Annotated in this window: 23 protein-coding genes; 2 read left to right on the top strand and 21 right to left on the bottom strand. The window is 46.9% G+C overall.

The annotated features are described in order from the left end of the window. Positions 1-18 precede the first annotated feature (18 nt). From DFR60_RS22000 to DFR60_RS22030, 7 genes are all read right to left on the bottom strand, one after another. Complete coding sequence (locus tag DFR60_RS22000; RefSeq protein ID WP_110324811.1) at positions 19-747, bottom strand: class II aldolase/adducin family protein; 729 nt, start codon at positions 745-747, stop codon at positions 19-21. Beyond that, the gene (locus DFR60_RS22005; protein ID WP_167437680.1) at positions 710-2254 is read right to left on the bottom strand and encodes a rhamnulokinase; all 1545 of its coding nucleotides are present in this window, start codon (positions 2252-2254) and stop codon (positions 710-712) included. Before DFR60_RS22005 ends, DFR60_RS22000 begins: the two co-directional genes overlap by 38 nt. A 17-nt stretch (positions 2255-2271) precedes the next feature. Then, complete coding sequence (locus tag DFR60_RS22010; RefSeq protein WP_167437681.1) at positions 2272-3099, bottom strand: aldo/keto reductase; 828 nt, start codon at positions 3097-3099, stop codon at positions 2272-2274. 15 nt (positions 3100-3114) lie between these two features. Then, positions 3115-3831 (bottom strand): class II aldolase/adducin family protein, encoded by a 717-nt coding sequence (locus DFR60_RS22015; RefSeq protein WP_110324814.1) that lies wholly within the window; start codon positions 3829-3831, stop codon positions 3115-3117. Positions 3832-4208: 377 nt separating this feature from the next. Next, on the bottom strand, positions 4209-4967 hold the full coding sequence (locus DFR60_RS22020; RefSeq protein ID WP_167437682.1) for a DeoR/GlpR family DNA-binding transcription regulator: 759 nt from the start codon (positions 4965-4967) through the stop codon (positions 4209-4211). 58 nt (positions 4968-5025) lie between these two features. Then, positions 5026-6576, bottom strand: a complete 1551-nt coding sequence (locus DFR60_RS22025) for an FGGY-family carbohydrate kinase (RefSeq protein ID WP_110324816.1) — start codon at positions 6574-6576, stop codon at positions 5026-5028. Between the two features lie 16 nt (positions 6577-6592). Further along, on the bottom strand, positions 6593-7462 hold the full coding sequence (locus tag DFR60_RS22030) for a D-psicose 3-epimerase (RefSeq protein ID WP_110324817.1): 870 nt from the start codon (positions 7460-7462) through the stop codon (positions 6593-6595). 166 nt (positions 7463-7628) lie between these two features. On the opposite strand from DFR60_RS22030, the gene DFR60_RS22035 reads away from it, so the two are divergent. Beyond that, on the top strand, positions 7629-8294 hold the full coding sequence (locus DFR60_RS22035; protein WP_110324818.1) for a class II aldolase/adducin family protein: 666 nt from the start codon (positions 7629-7631) through the stop codon (positions 8292-8294). Positions 8295-8710: 416 nt separating this feature from the next. Here DFR60_RS22035 and spoVAE read toward each other — a convergent pair whose 3' ends face one another. The 13 genes from spoVAE to DFR60_RS22095 all read right to left on the bottom strand — a co-directional run bounded on the left by spoVAE (position 8711) and on the right by DFR60_RS22095 (position 17349). After that, positions 8711-9064: a stage V sporulation protein AE gene (gene spoVAE, locus DFR60_RS22045; RefSeq protein ID WP_002600319.1), complete on the bottom strand. Its 354-nt coding sequence runs from the start codon at positions 9062-9064 to the stop codon at positions 8711-8713. A gap of 29 nt (positions 9065-9093) precedes the next feature. Further along, the gene (spoVAD, locus tag DFR60_RS22050; RefSeq protein ID WP_110324872.1) at positions 9094-10107 is read right to left on the bottom strand and encodes a stage V sporulation protein AD; all 1014 of its coding nucleotides are present in this window, start codon (positions 10105-10107) and stop codon (positions 9094-9096) included. Positions 10108-10410: 303 nt separating this feature from the next. Further along, a complete protein-coding gene (locus DFR60_RS22055; protein ID WP_002600321.1) occupies positions 10411-10863 on the bottom strand; it encodes a SpoVA/SpoVAEb family sporulation membrane protein in 453 nt (150 codons plus the stop codon). Between the two features lie 23 nt (positions 10864-10886). Further along, positions 10887-11312, bottom strand: a complete 426-nt coding sequence (locus tag DFR60_RS22060) for a stage V sporulation protein AB (RefSeq protein ID WP_002600322.1) — start codon at positions 11310-11312, stop codon at positions 10887-10889. Beyond that, positions 11302-11928 (bottom strand): stage V sporulation protein AA, encoded by a 627-nt coding sequence (locus DFR60_RS22065; protein ID WP_110324820.1) that lies wholly within the window; start codon positions 11926-11928, stop codon positions 11302-11304. Before DFR60_RS22065 ends, DFR60_RS22060 begins: the two co-directional genes overlap by 11 nt. Beyond that, complete coding sequence (locus DFR60_RS30505; RefSeq protein ID WP_002600324.1) at positions 11925-12086, bottom strand: hypothetical protein; 162 nt, start codon at positions 12084-12086, stop codon at positions 11925-11927. The genes DFR60_RS22065 and DFR60_RS30505 overlap by 4 nt, the downstream gene beginning before the upstream one ends. 64 nt (positions 12087-12150) lie before the next feature. Then, positions 12151-12864: an RNA polymerase sporulation sigma factor SigF gene (sigF, locus tag DFR60_RS22070; RefSeq protein ID WP_025530535.1), complete on the bottom strand. Its 714-nt coding sequence runs from the start codon at positions 12862-12864 to the stop codon at positions 12151-12153. A 5-nt stretch (positions 12865-12869) separates the two neighbouring features. Beyond that, entirely contained in the window at positions 12870-13304 is a 435-nt protein-coding gene (spoIIAB, locus tag DFR60_RS22075) for an anti-sigma F factor (protein ID WP_002600326.1), read from the bottom strand. Between the two features lie 10 nt (positions 13305-13314). Beyond that, positions 13315-13656 carry an STAS domain-containing protein gene (locus DFR60_RS22080; protein WP_002600327.1) on the bottom strand — a complete coding sequence of 114 codons (342 nt, stop codon included), beginning with the start codon at positions 13654-13656 and terminating at the stop codon, positions 13315-13317. A gap of 156 nt (positions 13657-13812) precedes the next feature. Beyond that, positions 13813-15126: a tetratricopeptide repeat protein gene (locus DFR60_RS22085; protein ID WP_110324821.1), complete on the bottom strand. Its 1314-nt coding sequence runs from the start codon at positions 15124-15126 to the stop codon at positions 13813-13815. A gap of 11 nt (positions 15127-15137) precedes the next feature. After that, entirely contained in the window at positions 15138-15278 is a 141-nt protein-coding gene (locus tag DFR60_RS30510; RefSeq protein ID WP_002600329.1) for a hypothetical protein, read from the bottom strand. Further along, the gene (locus DFR60_RS22090; RefSeq protein ID WP_110324822.1) at positions 15271-16593 is read right to left on the bottom strand and encodes a bifunctional folylpolyglutamate synthase/dihydrofolate synthase; all 1323 of its coding nucleotides are present in this window, start codon (positions 16591-16593) and stop codon (positions 15271-15273) included. Before DFR60_RS22090 ends, DFR60_RS30510 begins: the two co-directional genes overlap by 8 nt. A gap of 375 nt (positions 16594-16968) precedes the next feature. Next, complete coding sequence (locus tag DFR60_RS22095) at positions 16969-17349, bottom strand: RidA family protein (protein ID WP_110324823.1); 381 nt, start codon at positions 17347-17349, stop codon at positions 16969-16971. Positions 17350-17526: 177 nt separating this feature from the next. Between DFR60_RS22095 and DFR60_RS22100 the strand changes: the two genes are divergently transcribed. Next, positions 17527-18141, top strand: coding sequence for a DUF1836 domain-containing protein (locus DFR60_RS22100; protein WP_110324824.1), 615 nt, complete (start codon positions 17527-17529; stop codon positions 18139-18141). A 125-nt stretch (positions 18142-18266) separates the two neighbouring features. Here the strand turns inward: DFR60_RS22100 and DFR60_RS22105 are convergent, their stop codons facing one another. Beyond that, the gene (locus tag DFR60_RS22105) at positions 18267-18566 is read right to left on the bottom strand and encodes a YerC/YecD family TrpR-related protein (protein WP_110324825.1); all 300 of its coding nucleotides are present in this window, start codon (positions 18564-18566) and stop codon (positions 18267-18269) included. Between the last annotated feature and the right edge of the window lie 37 nt (positions 18567-18603).

Genomic DNA, 18603 nt, shown 5'->3' on the forward strand with positions numbered 1-18603 from the left:
CATCTGTCTCCTCCCGTTTCATCGGTCAAAGGCTTCTGAAAGGGTATGGTAGCGCCCCGGAGCTCCCGGAAGTTCCCATTTCAAATCCTTTATCACCCGATCCAGGCCATTCATATCTTCCTCTGTCAGACTCTTCAGTTCCCCTCCCATAAGCTTCGCAGTTAAAATCGACTCCGCCATCGACTCCATGATCTGAATATATTCAATTGTATCCCGCGCACAGGACCGGCTTACTGCCACGACTCCGTGATTTTCCAGTATAAAACCATTTGCATCAGCCACATAAGGATCAAATACGTAGCCCAGCGCCTTTGCATTCGGCTCCGCATAAGGAATCGTAAGAATCGGGCCGAGCAGCATCATAGCCTCTGGTATCAAAGGCAGCGTCATAGCTCTTTTCCCTTCTTTTGAGGTAGACATTCCTATACAGAGCGGCGGATGGGCATGCATAACAGATTTGATCTCCGGCCGTTTCTTCATAATATGAAGGTGCATGAACGCCTCCCCGGTCGGCTTCTTTCCTTCCGGCGCGTATAGGACATCTCCTTCCATATCAACTGCACAAATCATATCTGCAGTAATCTTTCTCTTTGGGGTCTTGGTTGGGGTAATCAGAACCAGATTTTCTTCTACACGGTAAGACAAATTTCCGCCAACACTGGCTCCATATCCCAATTGACCGTCCCTAATACACACCTCAACCATTTCATCAAGTTCTCTCTTGTATTTTTGCAGAACTTCTCTCATTCCCTTCTCCCTTCACGATCGGAAGCCAGCCAAATACTGGACTCATCCTTTTATAAATCCGTTCCCATTCATTCTCCCTGACTGCATTTGGATGGTATGTTTTACACTCCCAGGTTCTCTCTATAATCCGAAGTCCCTCCTCCATTGATTGTATCATACCGGCAGCTATTGCCTGTTGGATAAAATTACCAGTTACAGAAGCTTCCACCGGCCCGGCTGCAACCATGATCCCCAACGCATCTGCAGTCGATTGACACAAAAGCTCATTTCGGCTTCCGCCTCCTAAAAACTGTAATTTCCGGAACCGGCAATCCGCATACAGCTCCAGACAATCCCTGCTGTAACGGTATCTCAGCGCCAGACTTTCACAAACGTTTCTCACAATTTCACCGACTGATTCCGGAATGCTCTGTCCAGTTCTTCTGCAGTACGCCTTTATTTTTTCTGCCATCCTGCCTTCTCCAAAAAAGTCCTGTGCCTCTGTATCAATAAACGAATGAAACGGTTCTGACTCATTCGCCATATCCGTCAATTCACTCCAGCTGTAATTCTGTCCCTGCAGCTCCCATTCGCGTTTACACTCCTGCAGAATCCATAATCCTGTATGGTTAAATCTTAGATTTCTTTTCCCATACAAGGAAAGATCATTGGTCAGTCCATACCGGATCAGAGACAGGTCTTCTATTGGTTCGTCGATCAGGCAGCCCATACATGACCAGGTACCGCAGCTCAAATATAAGCTTTCCGCCTTATGCTCCATATCTGCGCAGACAGATGCTGCGGCTGTATCATGACCGGCCACCGCGATGACCTGGAGATTCCCTGATATCCCTGTTTCAGATATGATCTCTTTTGTCAGATTACCTAACGGCGTACCGCTTAATATAATATCTGGAAAGCAGTTCGGAATTCCGAGCATCTCTCTGTAATGATGATTCCACTTCCCCGACCGTATATCAAGAAGCTGTGAGGTGGCGGCCATTGTAATTTCCGAAGCCTTCACTCCGGTCAGGAAGTAATTAAACAGGTCAGATATCATCAGAATCGTATCCGTCTGAGAAAGAAGTTCTGCTTTTTTCATCTCCAGATACTTTAAGAATACAGTCGGCTGAATATCCATAGGCTTAAAAAGAGTCATCGTAAACTGTTTATCCTTAGGAATTTCTTTCTGCATTGATGCAAGAATACAATGCGAATTGCTGTCCCTGTAGTGGTACGGCTGAGCCAGCAAATCTCCTTGACAGTCGAGAAGCCCTATTGTATTTCCCCAGGAATTCAGCCCCATCGTATCAATCGGCAAACCTTCCTTCGCGGCAGCTGCAAGTCCATTCTTGATCTCCTGGAAAAGCTGCAAAAAATCCCAGTAAAGAACGCCTCCCAAGCGTACAGGACGATTTACAAACCGATGCAGCTCCCTGATTTTTAACGTTCCGTCTTCCAGTCTGCCATATACGATTCTGCCATTACTGGCTCCCATATCGCAGGCAAGCATATGAAGTGTTTTCACCCTCATCCCTCTTTTCATTACAAATAGTATTCATCCGGGTCCTGATAATAGCGGCGCCCTGTGTTGAGAGTCATCATTAATTCAATATCTTCTTTTGTTAGCTGAAAGTCAAATATATCCAGATTCTGTCTGGCATGGTCCGGATTAGAAGCCTTGACCAGCACTCTGGCTCCTAACCCCGTAAGATAACGAAGTGTTATCTGAACAGGCGTTCTGCCATAATGTGACGCTACCGCTTCTATTACCGGATTACGAAATATCTCTGCTCCCCGAAGCAGCGGGCTCCATGCCTCCACGCATATATCATTCTTCCTGCAGTAATCAAGCATCTCCCAATCAATAAAAAATGGATGCATCTCAATCTGGTTGACCATGGGAATCTCTCCCCCCAGCTTCTTAAGCGTTTCCAGATGATGAATCTTAAAATTACTTACACCGATTGCCTTTACACGCTTTTCTGCATATAAATCCTGAAGCGCTTTCCAGGTTTCTTCATAGAGTCCATTCATCGGACAGGGCCAATGGATCAGGAGTAAATCAATCGTTGTTCCCAACCGCTGTTCACTTTTTTCAAATGCCCTAATGGCCTTTTCGTAACCATGATCCTCATTCCATATCTTTGTGGTAAGAAACAGCTCTTCACGATTATAATTACAGGTACGAAGCGCTTCTCCAATTTCACTTTCATTGCCGTAATGTTCGGCAGTATCAATTCCTCTGTAACCAAGTTTCCATGCCGTATGAATGATTTCTTTCATACAGCCTTCGGCAGAAGCCTTATATGTACCAACCCCAATCATCTGCCGGGAGATTCCGTTTCGAAGGATTGAAATATTATCATCCATTACGAATGCCTCCATCTATGCCTTGTCAAATATATCTTTCATTCCGGCAAACTGCTTCTCTCCTCCCGGCATATGCTCTCCTCTGATCAGAAGCAAATTATCCAGGCCTTCCATTTCTTCATTGGTAAGGGTTCTGATATCTTCCCCCATAATTCTATTTGCCAACAAGGATTTTGCCAGGCTTTCCAGCACCTGAACTGATTCAACAGTATCCAGAACACCATTGGTGCTGCATACAAGGCAGCCATGATTCTCCATAATGAAAGCATTGGATTTTTGAATATATGGTTCAAAGGAATGCCCCAGCTCTTCTCCGTTCGGCTGAACGTAGGGAATTGTAAATACAGGTCCTAACTGTGTCATAGATTCCGGAAGCAATGGCAGAAGCATCGCTTTTTGACCTTCCTCCGTTAAAGACATGCCGATTGCGTAAGGTGGATGCGCGTGCATGATACCTGATACATCCGGCCTCGCTTTCAGGCAGTATAAATGCATAAACATCTCTCCGGTTGGCTTTCGCCCCTCTTTCGCGTAGAGTACCTGCCCCTCCAGGTTGACAATGCAGATATCATCGAAAACAATGTTCCTTTTAATAATTCCGGTAGGTGTAATTAATATCACGTTCTCTGCTACCCGAAAAGACACATTACCTCCAGACGCCGCTCCAAACCCCAGTTCTCCGGACCGTCTGCACACTTCAACAATTTCTTCGATCTGTTCACAATATAACATTTGCAGCTCATTCAACTAATATCCATCTCCTTTTCCACTTTATATTCTCTTGTTATTAAAATTATATATCGTACTTTTGCAAAAGTCAACATTATTTTTCTATTTTACAATTCTAAATCTTTGTTTTCCAATTTTCAAAGAAAAATATTCTGTTTTTAGAATGCTTTGTTAAGAACAAAAGCTTTTTCTATTGCACAAAGAGTCTGGCAAGCCGAACTTGCACGCCGGAGCGCAGTCGCTTCAGCGGCCATATTACCTTAGCGCGGAGTGCGCAGCTCCCGGATGATTTTTATTTCATAGGACAAACTTTTCTCGTATGAAATAAAAAATAGCAGGATCATCTGTTTCATACAAGATGATCCTGCTAACGTACCATGCTATTCTACAATTTTCAGGCAAATCCCTTTTGCCCGGAATATATCTGCTGTCTGCGGGTCAATTCCGCAGTCCGTATAAATAGCGGTAATCTTTTCAAAACCGCTGGTCGTAATATGAGCGATCTTATTAAACTTGGAACTGTCAGCAAGCAAATATACCTCACCGGCAGCGGCAATCATGCATTGCTTAATCGCTGCCTCCTCCTCATTCGTATCCATAATTCCCCGTTCGATGTCAATAGCACTGCAGGAAATAAAAGCCTTCTGTATATTATACAGCGTAATTGCATTCTTCACCATGTCACCCCGGTACGACATGGATTTTGTATTAAGCTTGCCGCCTGTAGAAATTAGGGTAACACCTGCCTTCTGTGACAGAATGACTGAAATATCCAGAGAGTTTGTGATTACGATTACTTCTGAATTCTCTGGTATACACTTAGCAAGCGCACTGGTGGTAGATCCCGCATCCATAACTATTAAGTCCGATTTTTGAATCAGATTGGAAGCCTCCGCCGCTATTGCGCTCTTCTGCGGATAATTGTAAACGTTTCTCTGCTCCAGCGAGCTTTCATTCGTCTCTTTGGCCGTCGCACCACCAAATGTTCGAATAATCAATCCTTCTCCGCTCAAATACGTCAGATCTTTGCGTATCGTCTCCTCCGTCACATGAAAGTAAGCGCTCAATTCACTACTGGTTACCGCCTTTGTAGTTGTTATAATATCTAATATCTGTTTTCTACGAGCATCTTTCGTCATCTGCTGCATCCGGAAATACTGACCCCAGCATTTCTTACCTTTCCTAAATAATTTAATTTTATTCTAGCATACAATCCTTTTTATCACAAGTTTGTTTCCATCTTAGTTTCCAGCTTTTTTCCAGGCCGCGGTATGTTGCCTGATATAGTTCAAAATACATTTCATACTCCACATGGCGTTTCATATCAGGCATATAACTCTTATTTTCATGAACTGTACATAGTGCGGCTTCCTTCAGGCTGCTGTACACTCCCTGTATCACCATGTTGGTCAGAGCGGCCCCCTTTGCTCCCAGTTCGCCGCCCTGCACCGTCACTACTTTTTTTCCCAGAACATCCGCAAACATCTGGCACCACATATCACTGGCCGAACCACCGCCGCAAACCGTTATTTTTTTAATCTCACCCGGCATATGATCATAGCAGTCGCGCATTGCATATGCAACGCCCTCATAAACTGCCCTCAACAAATCTGCTTTTGTATTTCTTACCGACAAACCGGTAAAGCTTGCTCTGGCATCCGGATTCGTAAAGGGAGCCCGTTCCCCGCCTGCCAAAAGGTATGGATGATAAAGAACACCAGCTGAACCGATTGGTACGCTTCCTGCGAGCTGCTGTGCGTACTCATATAAGCTCAGTCCCAATTCCTGTGCTTCCGTTTCAAATTGACTCCCAAAAAGGCCTAGAAACCATTCCAGGTTTGGTGTACCCGCCAAAGATGCCATTAGTCTCAGCCACTTCTGGCTGCAGCCGTGGAATACTGTCATTCCTGCATATACGGAATCCCTGCATGGTTCACTGACGACCATTTCATGAAGCGCTGCCGTTCCCATAATGCTACAGCATTCACCAGTTTCCAGCACACCAGCGCCTATTGCGCAGGCCGCCACATCCATCGGACCACCAGATACGATTACCTCCTCGTTAAGACCTAAAAGCGATGCCATATCTTTTCTGATGCGCGCATAATTTTCAATACACGGTTTTACTTCTGGATATTTTTCCATATACTCCAATAGCCCGTACGCCTCAAACAGTTCTCTGGAATAGGCGCCAGTTTCCATATTTAAAAATATCAGGGACTGATCCGTCACATCCGTTGTTGCCTGTCCTGTCAATCGATAAAACAGTGCATCCTTTAAATGCATAATATACTTTGCATTCTTAAGGCTTTCGGGCTCCTGGCGATCCAGCCATTTGATAACGCAGGGCTGATTGCCCGTAAAAATCCGCGTTCCTGACTGTTCAAAGACAGTCCGTGCTGTTCCGTCTGCCGACCACTGTTCAAATTCTTCATGACCTCTTCCGTCGCAGAAACAACAGCCTCTTCTGACAGGCTCTCCTTTTTCGTCAATCAGCCAGGCTCCATCTCCTTGTGCTGTAATTCCGATTCCTGTGATAGAATCACCACCGAATTTCTTTGTGATAGCCTGAACAGAGCATACTGCTTTTTCCCATATCTCATTTAAATCTTCTTCAAACCAATTTTCCTGTTCACAGACAGCGGTTAAAGGGAATCCCTGTTTCATGATTTCTTCCCCTTTCGTATTAAAAAGAACCGCTTTAATCCCGGATGTACCAGAATCCAGCCCTATTATGTATTTTTCCATCTGCCCCTCCTGACAGTCATGATTCCATAAGACCTTTGATATAAGCGAGTCCTTCCTTCGCCATCTCATCCATTCTCTTATCATCTGCCTGATTTGTCATATCCCGCCAGATATTACTGTCTCTCGATACAGTGCCTCCTGTCCTGACTAACGGTTCCAGGGTAATGGTTTTCTGATAACCAATCTCCTTTAATCCTTTAGCTACCTGATCCCAGGCCATCATACCCCCTCCATATGGAACCACTCTGTTGTTTTCCCCTGCATGGAAATGACCAAGCTTTTCTCCCGCTCCTATGATCGCATCATACATTGAGGCTTCTTCTATATTCATGTGGAATGTATCAAGAAGAATGTTGACATTTGGGCTGTTCACTTCTTTGACGAGATCGACTGCCTCTGCTGATGTATTAAGCAGAAAATTTTCGAACCGGTTCGTAATCTCCAGATTATAGGAAATGCCATATTCTTCCGCTACCTTCCCAAGCTCCTTCAGGCTTTTTATACTGGATTTTGTTTTTTCTGCTTTTCTTTCATATTCCGAGAAATCCGCCCATGCACAATAATTGATCCCTGAAAAATTTTTCCCGCCTAAAAAGTGTACCTTTTCTAATATCTGTTTCAAATATTCAACTCCGGCTCTGCGCACACCATCATCTTCTGATGAAATATCATGATCCTTTCCCAGTCCGATGAGAAAACTCAATTCTATCTTTCTCTCCTCTGCCGCTGCTTTTACTTCTTCTAATTTCTTCTGTGGAAGCGTAAGAAGCAGGGGAGTAAAAATTTCCAGTACATCAAAGCCGCAATTGGCTGCCCGCTCAATTGTTTTTATATACTCCCCTTCCCAATCCTTGGACCAGTATGCATACACAATTCCATATTTCATTTACGTTTTCCTCCTTTTATTATTTGTTTTCCAATTGATACTTTCATATTATCACACGACGTTTTATTTTACAATATTTTATTTTTGTTTTCCAATTATTATTCTTGACTTTTTTTGTATTATGATAAATAATAAGGATAAAAGAAAGAATAGGGGGTAAAATGATATGGACTATTTTAGGGAAAGAAATTTGATAATTGAAACCTGCTTATGGCTGCAAGAAAAGGAGCTGGTAATCGGTACGTGGGGAAATGTTAGTCTTCGTCTGAACAATAATCTTATCTTAGTAACGCCCAGCCGTGTTGAATATGAAGAAATGGTTCCGGAAGATCTCGTCATTGTTGATATGGCAGGAAAGAAAATATCCGGATTCAGGGCTCCAACATCAGAGATGCACATTCACAGGCTAATTTATGCGGCAAGGTCTGACATTCAGGCTATTATCCACTGTCACCCCTGCTATGCTTCAGCCATGTGTGCTTCCGGCCATTCTATTCCGCCCATCTTAGAAGAGATGACACAATTAATTGGAGGCGAAATCCCTATTACACAGAAATATATACGAGCGGGAGAACACCTCGCACTTGCTGAAGAAACCGTTCATGCACTCGGTCAGCAAAATGCAGTCCTGATTGCTAATCATGCCCCCGTCTGCTGCGGCAGATCCCTGTCTGAAGCAAAAATCTGCTGTCTGGTTACAGAAAAAGCTGCAAAATGTTACCTTTCGATCTCCGGTCACCATCAGGTATTTAGAATTCCTGATGATATGGCGAGAACAGAGCATCACCGATATCTTTTTGAATATGGGCATGAAGAAGGGAGTAAATCATGAAGCAAACCTTGAACCGTATTAATGTATCTCATTCATTTATGAAGCGGCTTCATAATTTTAAAATGATACATGAAAAGACAATACTTTTTAATCGGAAAGAAAAAATAAATCGGTTATATAAAAAAATATACACAGAATCAGAAAGCACGATAAAATGCGGAATAAAAAATGAACCAGACAGCGTTACCATAAGAATTCTGACAAAGGAATTTATGGCTAGTGATGATACGCCTGCCTTGTTTGAGCTCATCCATTTATCTGATACCATCTATATTAAATCCATAAGGAAACGCACTTTAGTTGAATTATGGTTTCGTTGTTGGAAATGGTCTGGCAACTCAATTTAAATGCAGATATCAACAGGATGGACTTACAAAAAGGCTATAGAAATTGAATCCTATAGCCTTTCGCATTTTTTATTTCATCTTCGGCTTAAAAATCACCGACCCCAGATACCCAAAGATCAGCGCTCCCGAGATTCCCACCGCACTGGCGGTGAAGCCGCCTTCAAAAATTCCCAGAAGTCCGTCCTCTCCCATGCTCTTCCACACGCCCTTCCAAAGCGTGTTACCGAATCCGAGCAATGGTACTGTGGCTCCGGCGCCTGCCCAGTCCGCAAACGGCTGATAGAGGCCCAGAGCGCCAAGAATTGTTCCGCTCACTACCAGCAACACCATGATCCGGCCCGGCATCAGCTTTGTGTTGTCCATCAGGATCTGAACCAGGGCGCAGATCACTCCGCCTACAAGAAATGCTTTTACAAATTCCATCGTTATCTCCTTTCTGCCAAAGGCTTGTTTTAACCGATATGCTCCAGCATAACTGCGTGTGCAATACCCGGAATCGGCTGTCCCTCGTTAAAGCTGACCGTGGAAAGCAGCGCTCCCGTCGGTACAAACAGCACCCGTTTCCAGGTTCCATCCTTGATCTTGGGAAGGATGTAAGAACAAAGTGTGGATGCCGCACAGCCGCAGCCGCTCCCGCCCGCATGGGTGTCCTGGGTCTCCTGATCGTAGATCTCGATTCCGCAGTCTGTATGGACTTCCTCCAGCACGTGGTCCTTGTTCTTCATAAAATCAAGGAGAATGGTCCGTCCGATTTCTCCTAAGTCACCTGTGATAATCTTGTCGTAATAAGATTCATCCACACCGAAATCTTCGAAGTTCTGTTCGATGGTATGGAACGCCGCCGGCGCCATTGCAGCTCCCATATTCATGGAATCCTTATATCCCATGTCCACCATTCGGCCCGTGGTAATGCCTGTGATAGCCGCAATGCCCTCGCTTTTATGCTTCGATACCACAACGGCTCCGCAGCCTGTTACCGTCCATGTAGCTGAAAATGGCCGCTGGTTCCCGTAGGCCAGTGGAAAACGGAACTGCTTTTCCGCTGTTGCAAAGTGGCTGGAGGCCATTGCGATGATCTTGTCCGCGTATCCGGCGGCTACGGTCATTGCGCCCAGGTTCAGGGCCTCGCCCATGGTGGAACACGCTCCATAAAGTCCGAACAGCGGGATTTCCAAATCCACCGTTCCGAAGGAGGTGGCGATCAACTGTCCCAGCAAATCTCCGGCAAACAGATACCGGATATCCTTTTTCCGGATATCTCCCTTTTCAATGGCCAGATCTGCCGTCTGCTTCTGCAGCGCGCTCTCCGCCTGCTCCCAGGTGTCCGCACCAAACATGTCGTCCTGCTCCACCACATCGAACAGCTTTCCCAGAGGACCTTCTCCTTCCTTCTTTCCTACGATGGAGGCCATGCTTTCTATGACCGGAGGTTCCTCAAATTTGATACTCGCTTTTCCTATCTGCATTCTGTCATTCACTCCATTTCTCTGTAAACCGTATTTTTCAAAAAAGAGTACTGCTTGCCGGATTCCTGCACCGGAGCGCGGCCGCTTATACGGCCATATTTCCTCAGCGCGGCAGTACGCTGTTTCTCTCTTCCCTGCTACTTTCTCCATTTTCCTTTTTTTCTATTCATCCGCCGCAAATCATTCACCATAAACCAGTCATAAAAGGCCGGCTGTCTCACTTCACTCGCTCCAAAAGAAAATGCCCCGGCGGGACCGCCGGGACAGAGACTGCTGATAAAGAAGCCGTTTTCGCTTACAAGACTAAAAAATGCCCACCCACCGGCCGATCCAATAAAGGATGCCGAGGACCCAGCTGCTTAAGATTCCGTATAAAATAACAGGTCCTGCAATGGTAAATATCTTGCATCCGATACCGAATACCTGGCCTTCCGCCTTGAATTCCACGGCAGGTGCCACCACCGAGTTGGCAAAGCCCGTGATCGGGACGAGGGCGCCTGCGCCGCCGAATTTCACGATCTTCGGGTAAATGTTAAGCCCCGTTAAAATAACGCTTCCCGCGATTAAGACCAGGAGCGTCCAGGAGGCCGCGGTATCCTTGTCCATCCCGCTGTTCATGAACCAGGTGCTCACCAATTGTCCAATGGTGCAGATAGCGCCTCCCACAAGGAAAGCCTTCACGATACTCAGCCATTTGTTGTGGACCGGCGTGACCTCTTTTACATAGGCATCGTATGCCTGTTTGTTAATCTCCATATTTTACCTCCGATTCCTGTTTTCTACTGTCCGAAATTACCCGTGAAATATACGAGTGAACCAATGAGCTTGCCAAGACCGATGGCCAGGATCACGTACTGAAGTCCCACGGCCAGATGAATTCTCCTGCTGATAACCGGCAGGGCCTTTAAAGTCTCCGCCAGAGACATGACGAGACAGCCGACAAAGATTCCGACTGCCAGCCCGTAGATCCCCAGGAACACATTCCCGCCCATGTGGATCGGGATCTCATAGATATCGGATACGTTTCCCAGTACACCGCCTATGATAATGACCGTCTCATACAGAAAAATGTGTTTATTTGTATGGGTCTTTCCAATCAGCCGCGGAAAAACGCCGATGATTGCCAGAAATGCAAAAACGCCGGCTGCTATGACGCCGCCGGCGCTAAGCCCCAGAAATACGAGAAATAACTGCTTAAGAAACATCAATGTCCTGCTCCTTTCTGCCGTCATTCTGAATCAGGGTCTTGCTGACATTGTCCTCGTAAAGGCGCATTTCCACCTCCAGCGGCGTCGGATCCGTATTGATTTTGAACTTTGCAAAATGGTTGAAGAATCCTACAATTCCCAGCGCCAGTCCTACGGAATAGCTCACCTCCAGGATCGTGAATCCGGTGGATTCCTTTCCCATAATGATCCGGTAAATCTCGCTGAAGACATCCGTCACACTGACATCGTTGTTAAAGGTCATGATGGCAAAGGACGCGCCGCAGAAACAGATAATACAGACAAATATGGTCTTAATCCATTCCCAGGCCCAGTTCGGGGACTTCGGCCGGTGGTAATCGATGATAAAATCCACCTTACCCACATTGTTGACAGTAATCGTCGGATCCATCTCCGTGATCTTCTTAATCACATCCAGCGTGCTCTCCACGTAACGTTTATCTCTGTCCAAATGAATCGTTTTAATGCGCAGGGCGCTGCACTTGTTCGTTACGGCGGAATCATCGCTGTAGACCGTCGCCACATCCTTTAACTGAATCTCCTTATGATGGACCTCAGTAATCTCGCTGATGTTTAGATAGACAGTCTTGCTCATATTCTCATCTGCCCCGCTTTCCGGATGAGTTCTACCAGCGTTCCATCCATTTCGCCGCCGTCCGGCACCGCGGCGATTAAGTACCATACAATGGCGGCCACAGCGATCAGGCATACGACAAGGAGTGCAATTCCCAGCTTATGTTTCATGGATTCCATACGTGCTCACATCCTTTTCTTTCACTTTTCATGAGTAGTATGAGCCGTATGAAGTATTTATATTCTATATTTTTTCGCGCATCTGCTTTAAAATCTTTTTTTCAAGACGGGAAACCTGGACCTGAGAGATACCGAGACGCGTTGCAATCTGGCTCTGGGTTTCATTATAATAATACCTTCTGACAATGATTTCCCGGTCCTTATCGGAGAGCTCAGTCAGCAGCTCCCGCAGCACCATACGGTTTAGCAGTTCCTCCTGGGCAGAGTTTTCCTCCTCGATCTTGTCGATGAGCAGAATGCTGTTTTCATCATTTTTATTGACCGTCCGGTAGAGCGATTCCACCTCCGCTCCGGCCTCGATGGACGCCGCCACTTCCTCCTTGCTGGCCCCGATCTCTCCGGCAATTTCCTCGATGGTCGGTTCCCGTCCAAGGGTAAAGTTTAAAGCCTCTCTGACACATTTTACACGGGTGCCCATCTCCTTGATGGAGCGGCTGACCTTAATCATGCCGTCATCTCTTAAAAAGCGCTTGATCTCTCCTGTTATCATGGGGACCGCATAGGTGGAGAATTTAACCTCGAAAGACATGTCGAACTTGTCGATGGCTTTCATAAGGCCGATGCTTCCTATCTGAAATAAATCCTCCGGATCATATCCCCGTCCTGTAAATCTTCGCACAATGCTCCAGATCAGTCCCATATTCTCGGTGACGAGACGGTCGCGTGCTTCTTTATCTCCTTCGTGAGCCATTTCTATTAATCTCATGGTCTCATCCATAGGACTCACCCGTTAATCTTCTTTTTCATGGTCACAACGGTACCCTTGTCCGGTTCTGACTCCACACGCACCTCGTCCATAAACGCTTCCATAAAGGAGAATCCCATGCCGGATCGTTCTCCCTCTGGATCGGTGGTAAACATCGGTTCCATCGCCTGCACAATATTGGGAATCCCGATTCCCGTATCCCTCACAGTCACAGTCAGCTCCTGTTTCAGTATCTCCACCTCGAGATAGATGATCCCTCCGTTTCCCTGATAACCATGTATCACCGCATTCGTCACAGCTTCCGACACCGCGGTCTTTACGTCGTCCAACTCCTCCAGCGTCGGATTCATCCGAGCCATAAATACGGACACCACAACCCTTGCAAACTCTTCGTTCCGGGACAGGCTCTCAATTTCCATTCTCAAAACTTCTGGTCTGTTTTCTTCTAACATGTCTTCCTCCTCAACCTGTGACTGCATCTTCCTTTGAGTCATATAATTTCATTAATTTTAAAATGCCGCCCATTTTCAGTATTCTGAGCACCTGGGCTCCCGCTCCGTAGATCGTCACCTTTCCTCCGCTCCGGGCCATCTGCTTGTATCGGTTTAACAACACTCCAATCCCTGAAGAATCCATAAATCCGGTTCCCGAGAAATCAAACACAATGCGGTTAATATAATTTTCCGAAAGGATCAGATCGGTTTCATATTTTAAGCCGGTGCAGTTGTGGTGATCCAGCTCCTCCGGCAGGTGGACAATCAGCACATGGCCGTCCGCCTCATAGGTAAATAGTGGCTTGTTCATAGTTCTCCTTTCCAAAAAGAATCCCGCTTGCCGGACTCTTTGTTCTATCACAGAGCTTTTTGTGTAACAGGAGCACTTTCCTGCTGCACAAAAAAAGACACGGCAAAAGAGCTCTCTTTCTCTTCTGTCGTGTCTTCCTTTTTACGCAAGGCAGTACTAGAATCCCCGTTCCGTCCTGGCCTGCGCAGTCAATGTTTCATCTTTGCTGTTATTTATGATGTCCGTAAACATCTCATTCGCCTGTTCCTTCTGATTCATTCCCTTGTAAATGACGGCCGCCTTATACTTGGCAGCCCAGTAATCCGGCTTTACAGCCAGGCTCTTTAAATAGTAATCCAGAGCCGTCTGGCTGTCTCCCGCGCCCGAAGCCTCGTCTCCAAGGCTTTCCAGCACCTGATATCCCCGTTCCTCCATGTCGGTCTTAATCTCTCCGACGATGGCCAGCACATCCGGTGACGCGATGAGTTCCGTCTTCAAATCGGCGTAAAGCTTTACCGCCGCGGTGAAATCATCCTTCTTATACGCCTGCAGAATTCCGATCACGTTCTGGTATTGAGCCAGCACGCTGTCCGAGTCATTGGTAAATGTGGACAGGGAATCTTCCGCCGTTTTCTTATCTGCCTCCAGGCCGGCGATCTGATCACTTAAGCTGTCCGCCTTCTGATTCGCCTGGCTTAAGCTCTCGCTGTACTTAAGCATCTCCTGGTTATGTTTTTCATTGATCGCCCTCGTATTCGCCGGCATAACCAGGAAAAAGACGACGGCCGCCCCCAGAAGCAGGCCCGCGAGGATATTGACGACCGCCATATCCTTCGTATTCTCTCTGTAGCTGGGCGGAATGATGACATCGTCATCCTCCATCTGCCGATGGGACAGGACATTTTTCAGCTTCCTCTTTTCAGGCTCACGCTCGGTGCGGCTGCCTGTATTTGCCTTGACGATCGACTTATACCAGAGCGCCTTCGGATGATTCCTGTCTATCTGCAATACCTTGTAGACTGATTTTCCCGCCTTCTGGTAATCCTCTCTCGCAATACAGAGAATGGCCAGAAGCAGCTGGGCCTTCACATAGTTCGGCTTCGCCTCCACCACCTTGACGAGCTGAAGGATCGCCAAGTCCTCGCTGCCGTTCTGGGCGTAGACGAGGGCCTGGTTAAACCGCCGGATCATGTGGCGCTCCGTGTCGAGACTCCCCTTTTTTCTCTGGATCTCACCCAGATAGTAGTCCGCCCGGTTCTCCTGCGGCTGCAGGTTCATGCTGATGACCCACTGAACCAGCGCATCCCCGACCTCCCCGACCTCATAGTAAATGAGGCCCAGAAGGTTCCTGGCATCCGTCTGGTACTTATTAAAATGAAGGCTCTTCTTTAAACATTCGGCCGCACCGGACAAATCCCGCAGCCGCGCCCGCTCTAATCCCATGTTATAATAGCTGTTGGCAATGACACGGGTTTTTCTTACATAATCCATATCTTACCTGCCTATTCCTTGCCGACTTCCTTGATCAGTTCCATCATCAAATCATTCATATCCGTCAGATCGCTTCTCACGATCGCATCCTCTATGGCATCTACTTCCAGACTCGGTCTGTAATCGTTTATCTCGGTTTCAAAATCAATCATCCTTTATACCTCCAAGAATTGTCTTTATCTCTCCCATCAGATACAGGGATCCCACGCAGAACAGCAGATGTTCCCCATCCTGCCATGTGAGCAGTACCTTCAGTGCCTCTTCTGCCGTATCAAAACCATATATTCTGCAATCGGAAACGGCTGAAAACTCCGCCTCCAGCACTTCCTTCGCCATTCCCCGGTCCGAATGGATATGGGCTACAGCAACCGAATCCAGCGGCAGACACGCCGCAATCTCACGGATCATGGTATCGTGGGCCTTGTCCGATACAGAGGAAAACAGAAGACAGGCCCGCTTCCCGCTCTTCTCACAGAGGCGCGAGGCTGTCTTGATAAATTCTTCGATTCCGCCCGGATTGTGCGCTCCATCCAGGTACAGCCCGGGCGCCGCCTCTTCCATGCGCGCCGGCCATCTCATGGACTCCAGTCCGGCCTTAAGCTCCTCTTCTGATAAGCGTATGTCTTCCCTCTGCCGCATCAGTACTTCCACCGTCCTAAGCGCAGTCAGAGCGTTCATCACCTGATATTCCGCCTGGGATGGAATCAGCACGCGGAGAAAGCTGCCGTCAAGCCGCTTAAGTCCCGCCCGGATTCCCTGCTCTTCCCATGCCTCTATCACATAGTCCTGCCTGTCCACAGGATATAGCGGGCTGTGGCTGGCAGCGGCCTCTTCCTCGATCACAGCGGCTGTCCCCTGGTCGCCTCTCTCATATATGACGGGAACGCCCGGCTTTATGATACCGGCCTTCTGATAAGCGATCTTTTCCACGGTATCGCCTAAATATTCCGTATGATCCAGACTTATGGAAGTGATGGCCACTGCCAGCGGATGACGGATCACATTCGTCGTGTCCAGCCTTCCGCCGAGTCCCGTCTCCAGAACCGTGAAATCATTGTCCATCTGGTCAAACAGCTTCATACCCATGTAAAACAGGAATTCAAAATAGGATGGATGGCAGTATCCCTCTTCCGTCATGCATTCCGATAAATCCCTGATTTCACGAAAGCTGCTCTCAAATGGCCCATATTCGACCGGCTTACCGTCGAATAAAAATCTCTCCCGCACCTCCGTCAGATGAGGCGAGATAAATGCTCCCGTGTGGTATCCCCCTGCCATCAGCATGGAGGTTATATATGCACAGACCGAACCCTTTCCATTGGTCCCGGCCACATGAATGATCTTTCTCTTCTCGTCGGGGTTGTCCATCCGCTCCAGAAAAGCCCTGATATCTTCCAGGGAATTCTTTTTTCTGGCCCACATGGGGATATCGGCCAGATATTCTTCCGCAGTTTTTTCCAAACTCATCTTACGCCCCGGCTTTCGTTCTTTATGTAATCTTAATCCTTATGCTGCCTTACTGCGCGCCTTTTCACGCACGCCAATTCCGGCTTTCTTATTTATTATAATATAACTCGGCCATTATGCAACCTCTTTCTTTCGCAAATACAGACGGATTTCTACATTTTTACTCCGGTTCTTTCACGGAAACACGGACAGCGCGCCAGAGCGTGCCAGGACAAACGTTCCTGTAAAATGAAAAACAGGGGTATTCCGGAACCACAATCCGGGACACCCCTGTTATCATCTGTCAATTTATTCCCGCGGGCAACGAGCCAAGCGGACACGCTGGCGCGTCCATTTGGCGATTGCATGCCCCGCTGCCTGCAGCGGATTTTTTGACTATCCGCAGTATGCGATCGCTTCGATCTCAACAAGCGCTGCCTTTGGAAGAGCAGCTACTTCAAATGCAGCTCTGGCCGGGCATGCACCCTCGAAAAAGGTTGCGTAAACTTCGTTCATAGCGCCGAAGTCGCCGATGTTCTGTAATAAAACAGTTGTCTTTACCACATTTGCCATAGATAAGCCTTCGCTCTCTAAGATCGCCTTGATATTGGTTAAGGACTGCTTCGTCTGGGAGGCAATATCCTCGCCTGCAAATGCTCCTGTTGCCGGATCGATCGGAAGCTGGCCGGATACGTATACGTAATCTCCGCCTCTCACTGCCTGGGAATATGGTCCGATCGCTGCCGGTGCTTTTTCTGTAGCCAATACTTTTTTCATTCTATGTATCTCCTTTCGTTCTTCACGTTATATATCTAGATTATCACACATTCCGCAAAAGTCAAGAAAGTTTTTTAGGTTATCTTAAAAATATTTAGTTTACCTGTTTTTCTTTTCGTTTATTTACCTCTTGTCATCTAGTATTGAATACTATATAATAGGATATGAGGTGAAACTATGAAGACGAATGACGAAAGAATACAGGATATCCTAAAACGTCTGGATACCTTAAGTTATATCAGGCCTGAAGAGATTCCGGGCATTGATCTTTACATGGACCAGGTTACTACATTTATGGATGAACATCTGAAGAACACGAAGCGCTACCCCGAGGATAAGGTGCTGACGAAAACCATGATCAACAACTATGCCAAGAACAACCTGCTGCCTGCGCCCAACAAAAAGAAGTACTCCAGAGAGCATATCCTGCTTCTGATTTTTATCTATTATTTTAAGAATATTCTTTCCATCAACGACATCGAAGAATTGTTCCGGCCGATCACCACAGGTCATTTCGCATTGAAGGACGGCCTTTTACTGGAGGACATCTACAAAGAGATCTTCTCCCTGGAATCGGAGGAGATGGAACATTTGCGGGAAGACGTGAAAGCAAAGTATGAACGCGCGGGCGGTACATTTACGGATGAGAACCTGGCTGAGGAAGACAGGGAATACTTACGGCTCTTCGCTTTAATCTGCGAATTATCCTTTGACGTCTATTTAAAGAAGCAGATGGTGGAACAGATGATCGACGAGCTTCGGGAAGCGAACCCGTCCAAAAAGAAAAAGTAAGTAAGTGAAGATAAAACGCTCCCTTTCATGGGAACAGTTCCCTGCGGAATCTGTTCCCATGAAAGGGAGCGTTGCATTTATCTCTCCATTTTGTCTGAAGCTGCGGCCTCTCCGGGCTGCCGCGTCTACTTCGCCTCTGTATCCTCCAGACGCTTAAATACCATATCATATCCGTCGTTTCCATAATTCAGGGAACGGTTCACACGGCTGATCGTGGCTGTGGAAGCCCCGGTCTTTTCCGCAATCTCCAGATACGTGCGGCCCTCGCGAAGCATCTTGGCTACCTCATACCGCTGAGATAAGCTGAGCAGTTCGTTGACTGTACACACATCCTCAAAGAACGTATAGCACTCTTCCGGTGTCTTCAGTGTCAGTATTGCCTGAAACAGATGGTCAACCGCATCTGTCTTAATTTTTTTATTCATGGTTTCAATCAGTCCCCTTTATTTTTGCTGTTACTTC

This window comes from Hungatella effluvii, assembly GCF_003201875.1.
Classification (GTDB): domain Bacteria; phylum Bacillota; class Clostridia; order Lachnospirales; family Lachnospiraceae; genus Hungatella; species Hungatella effluvii.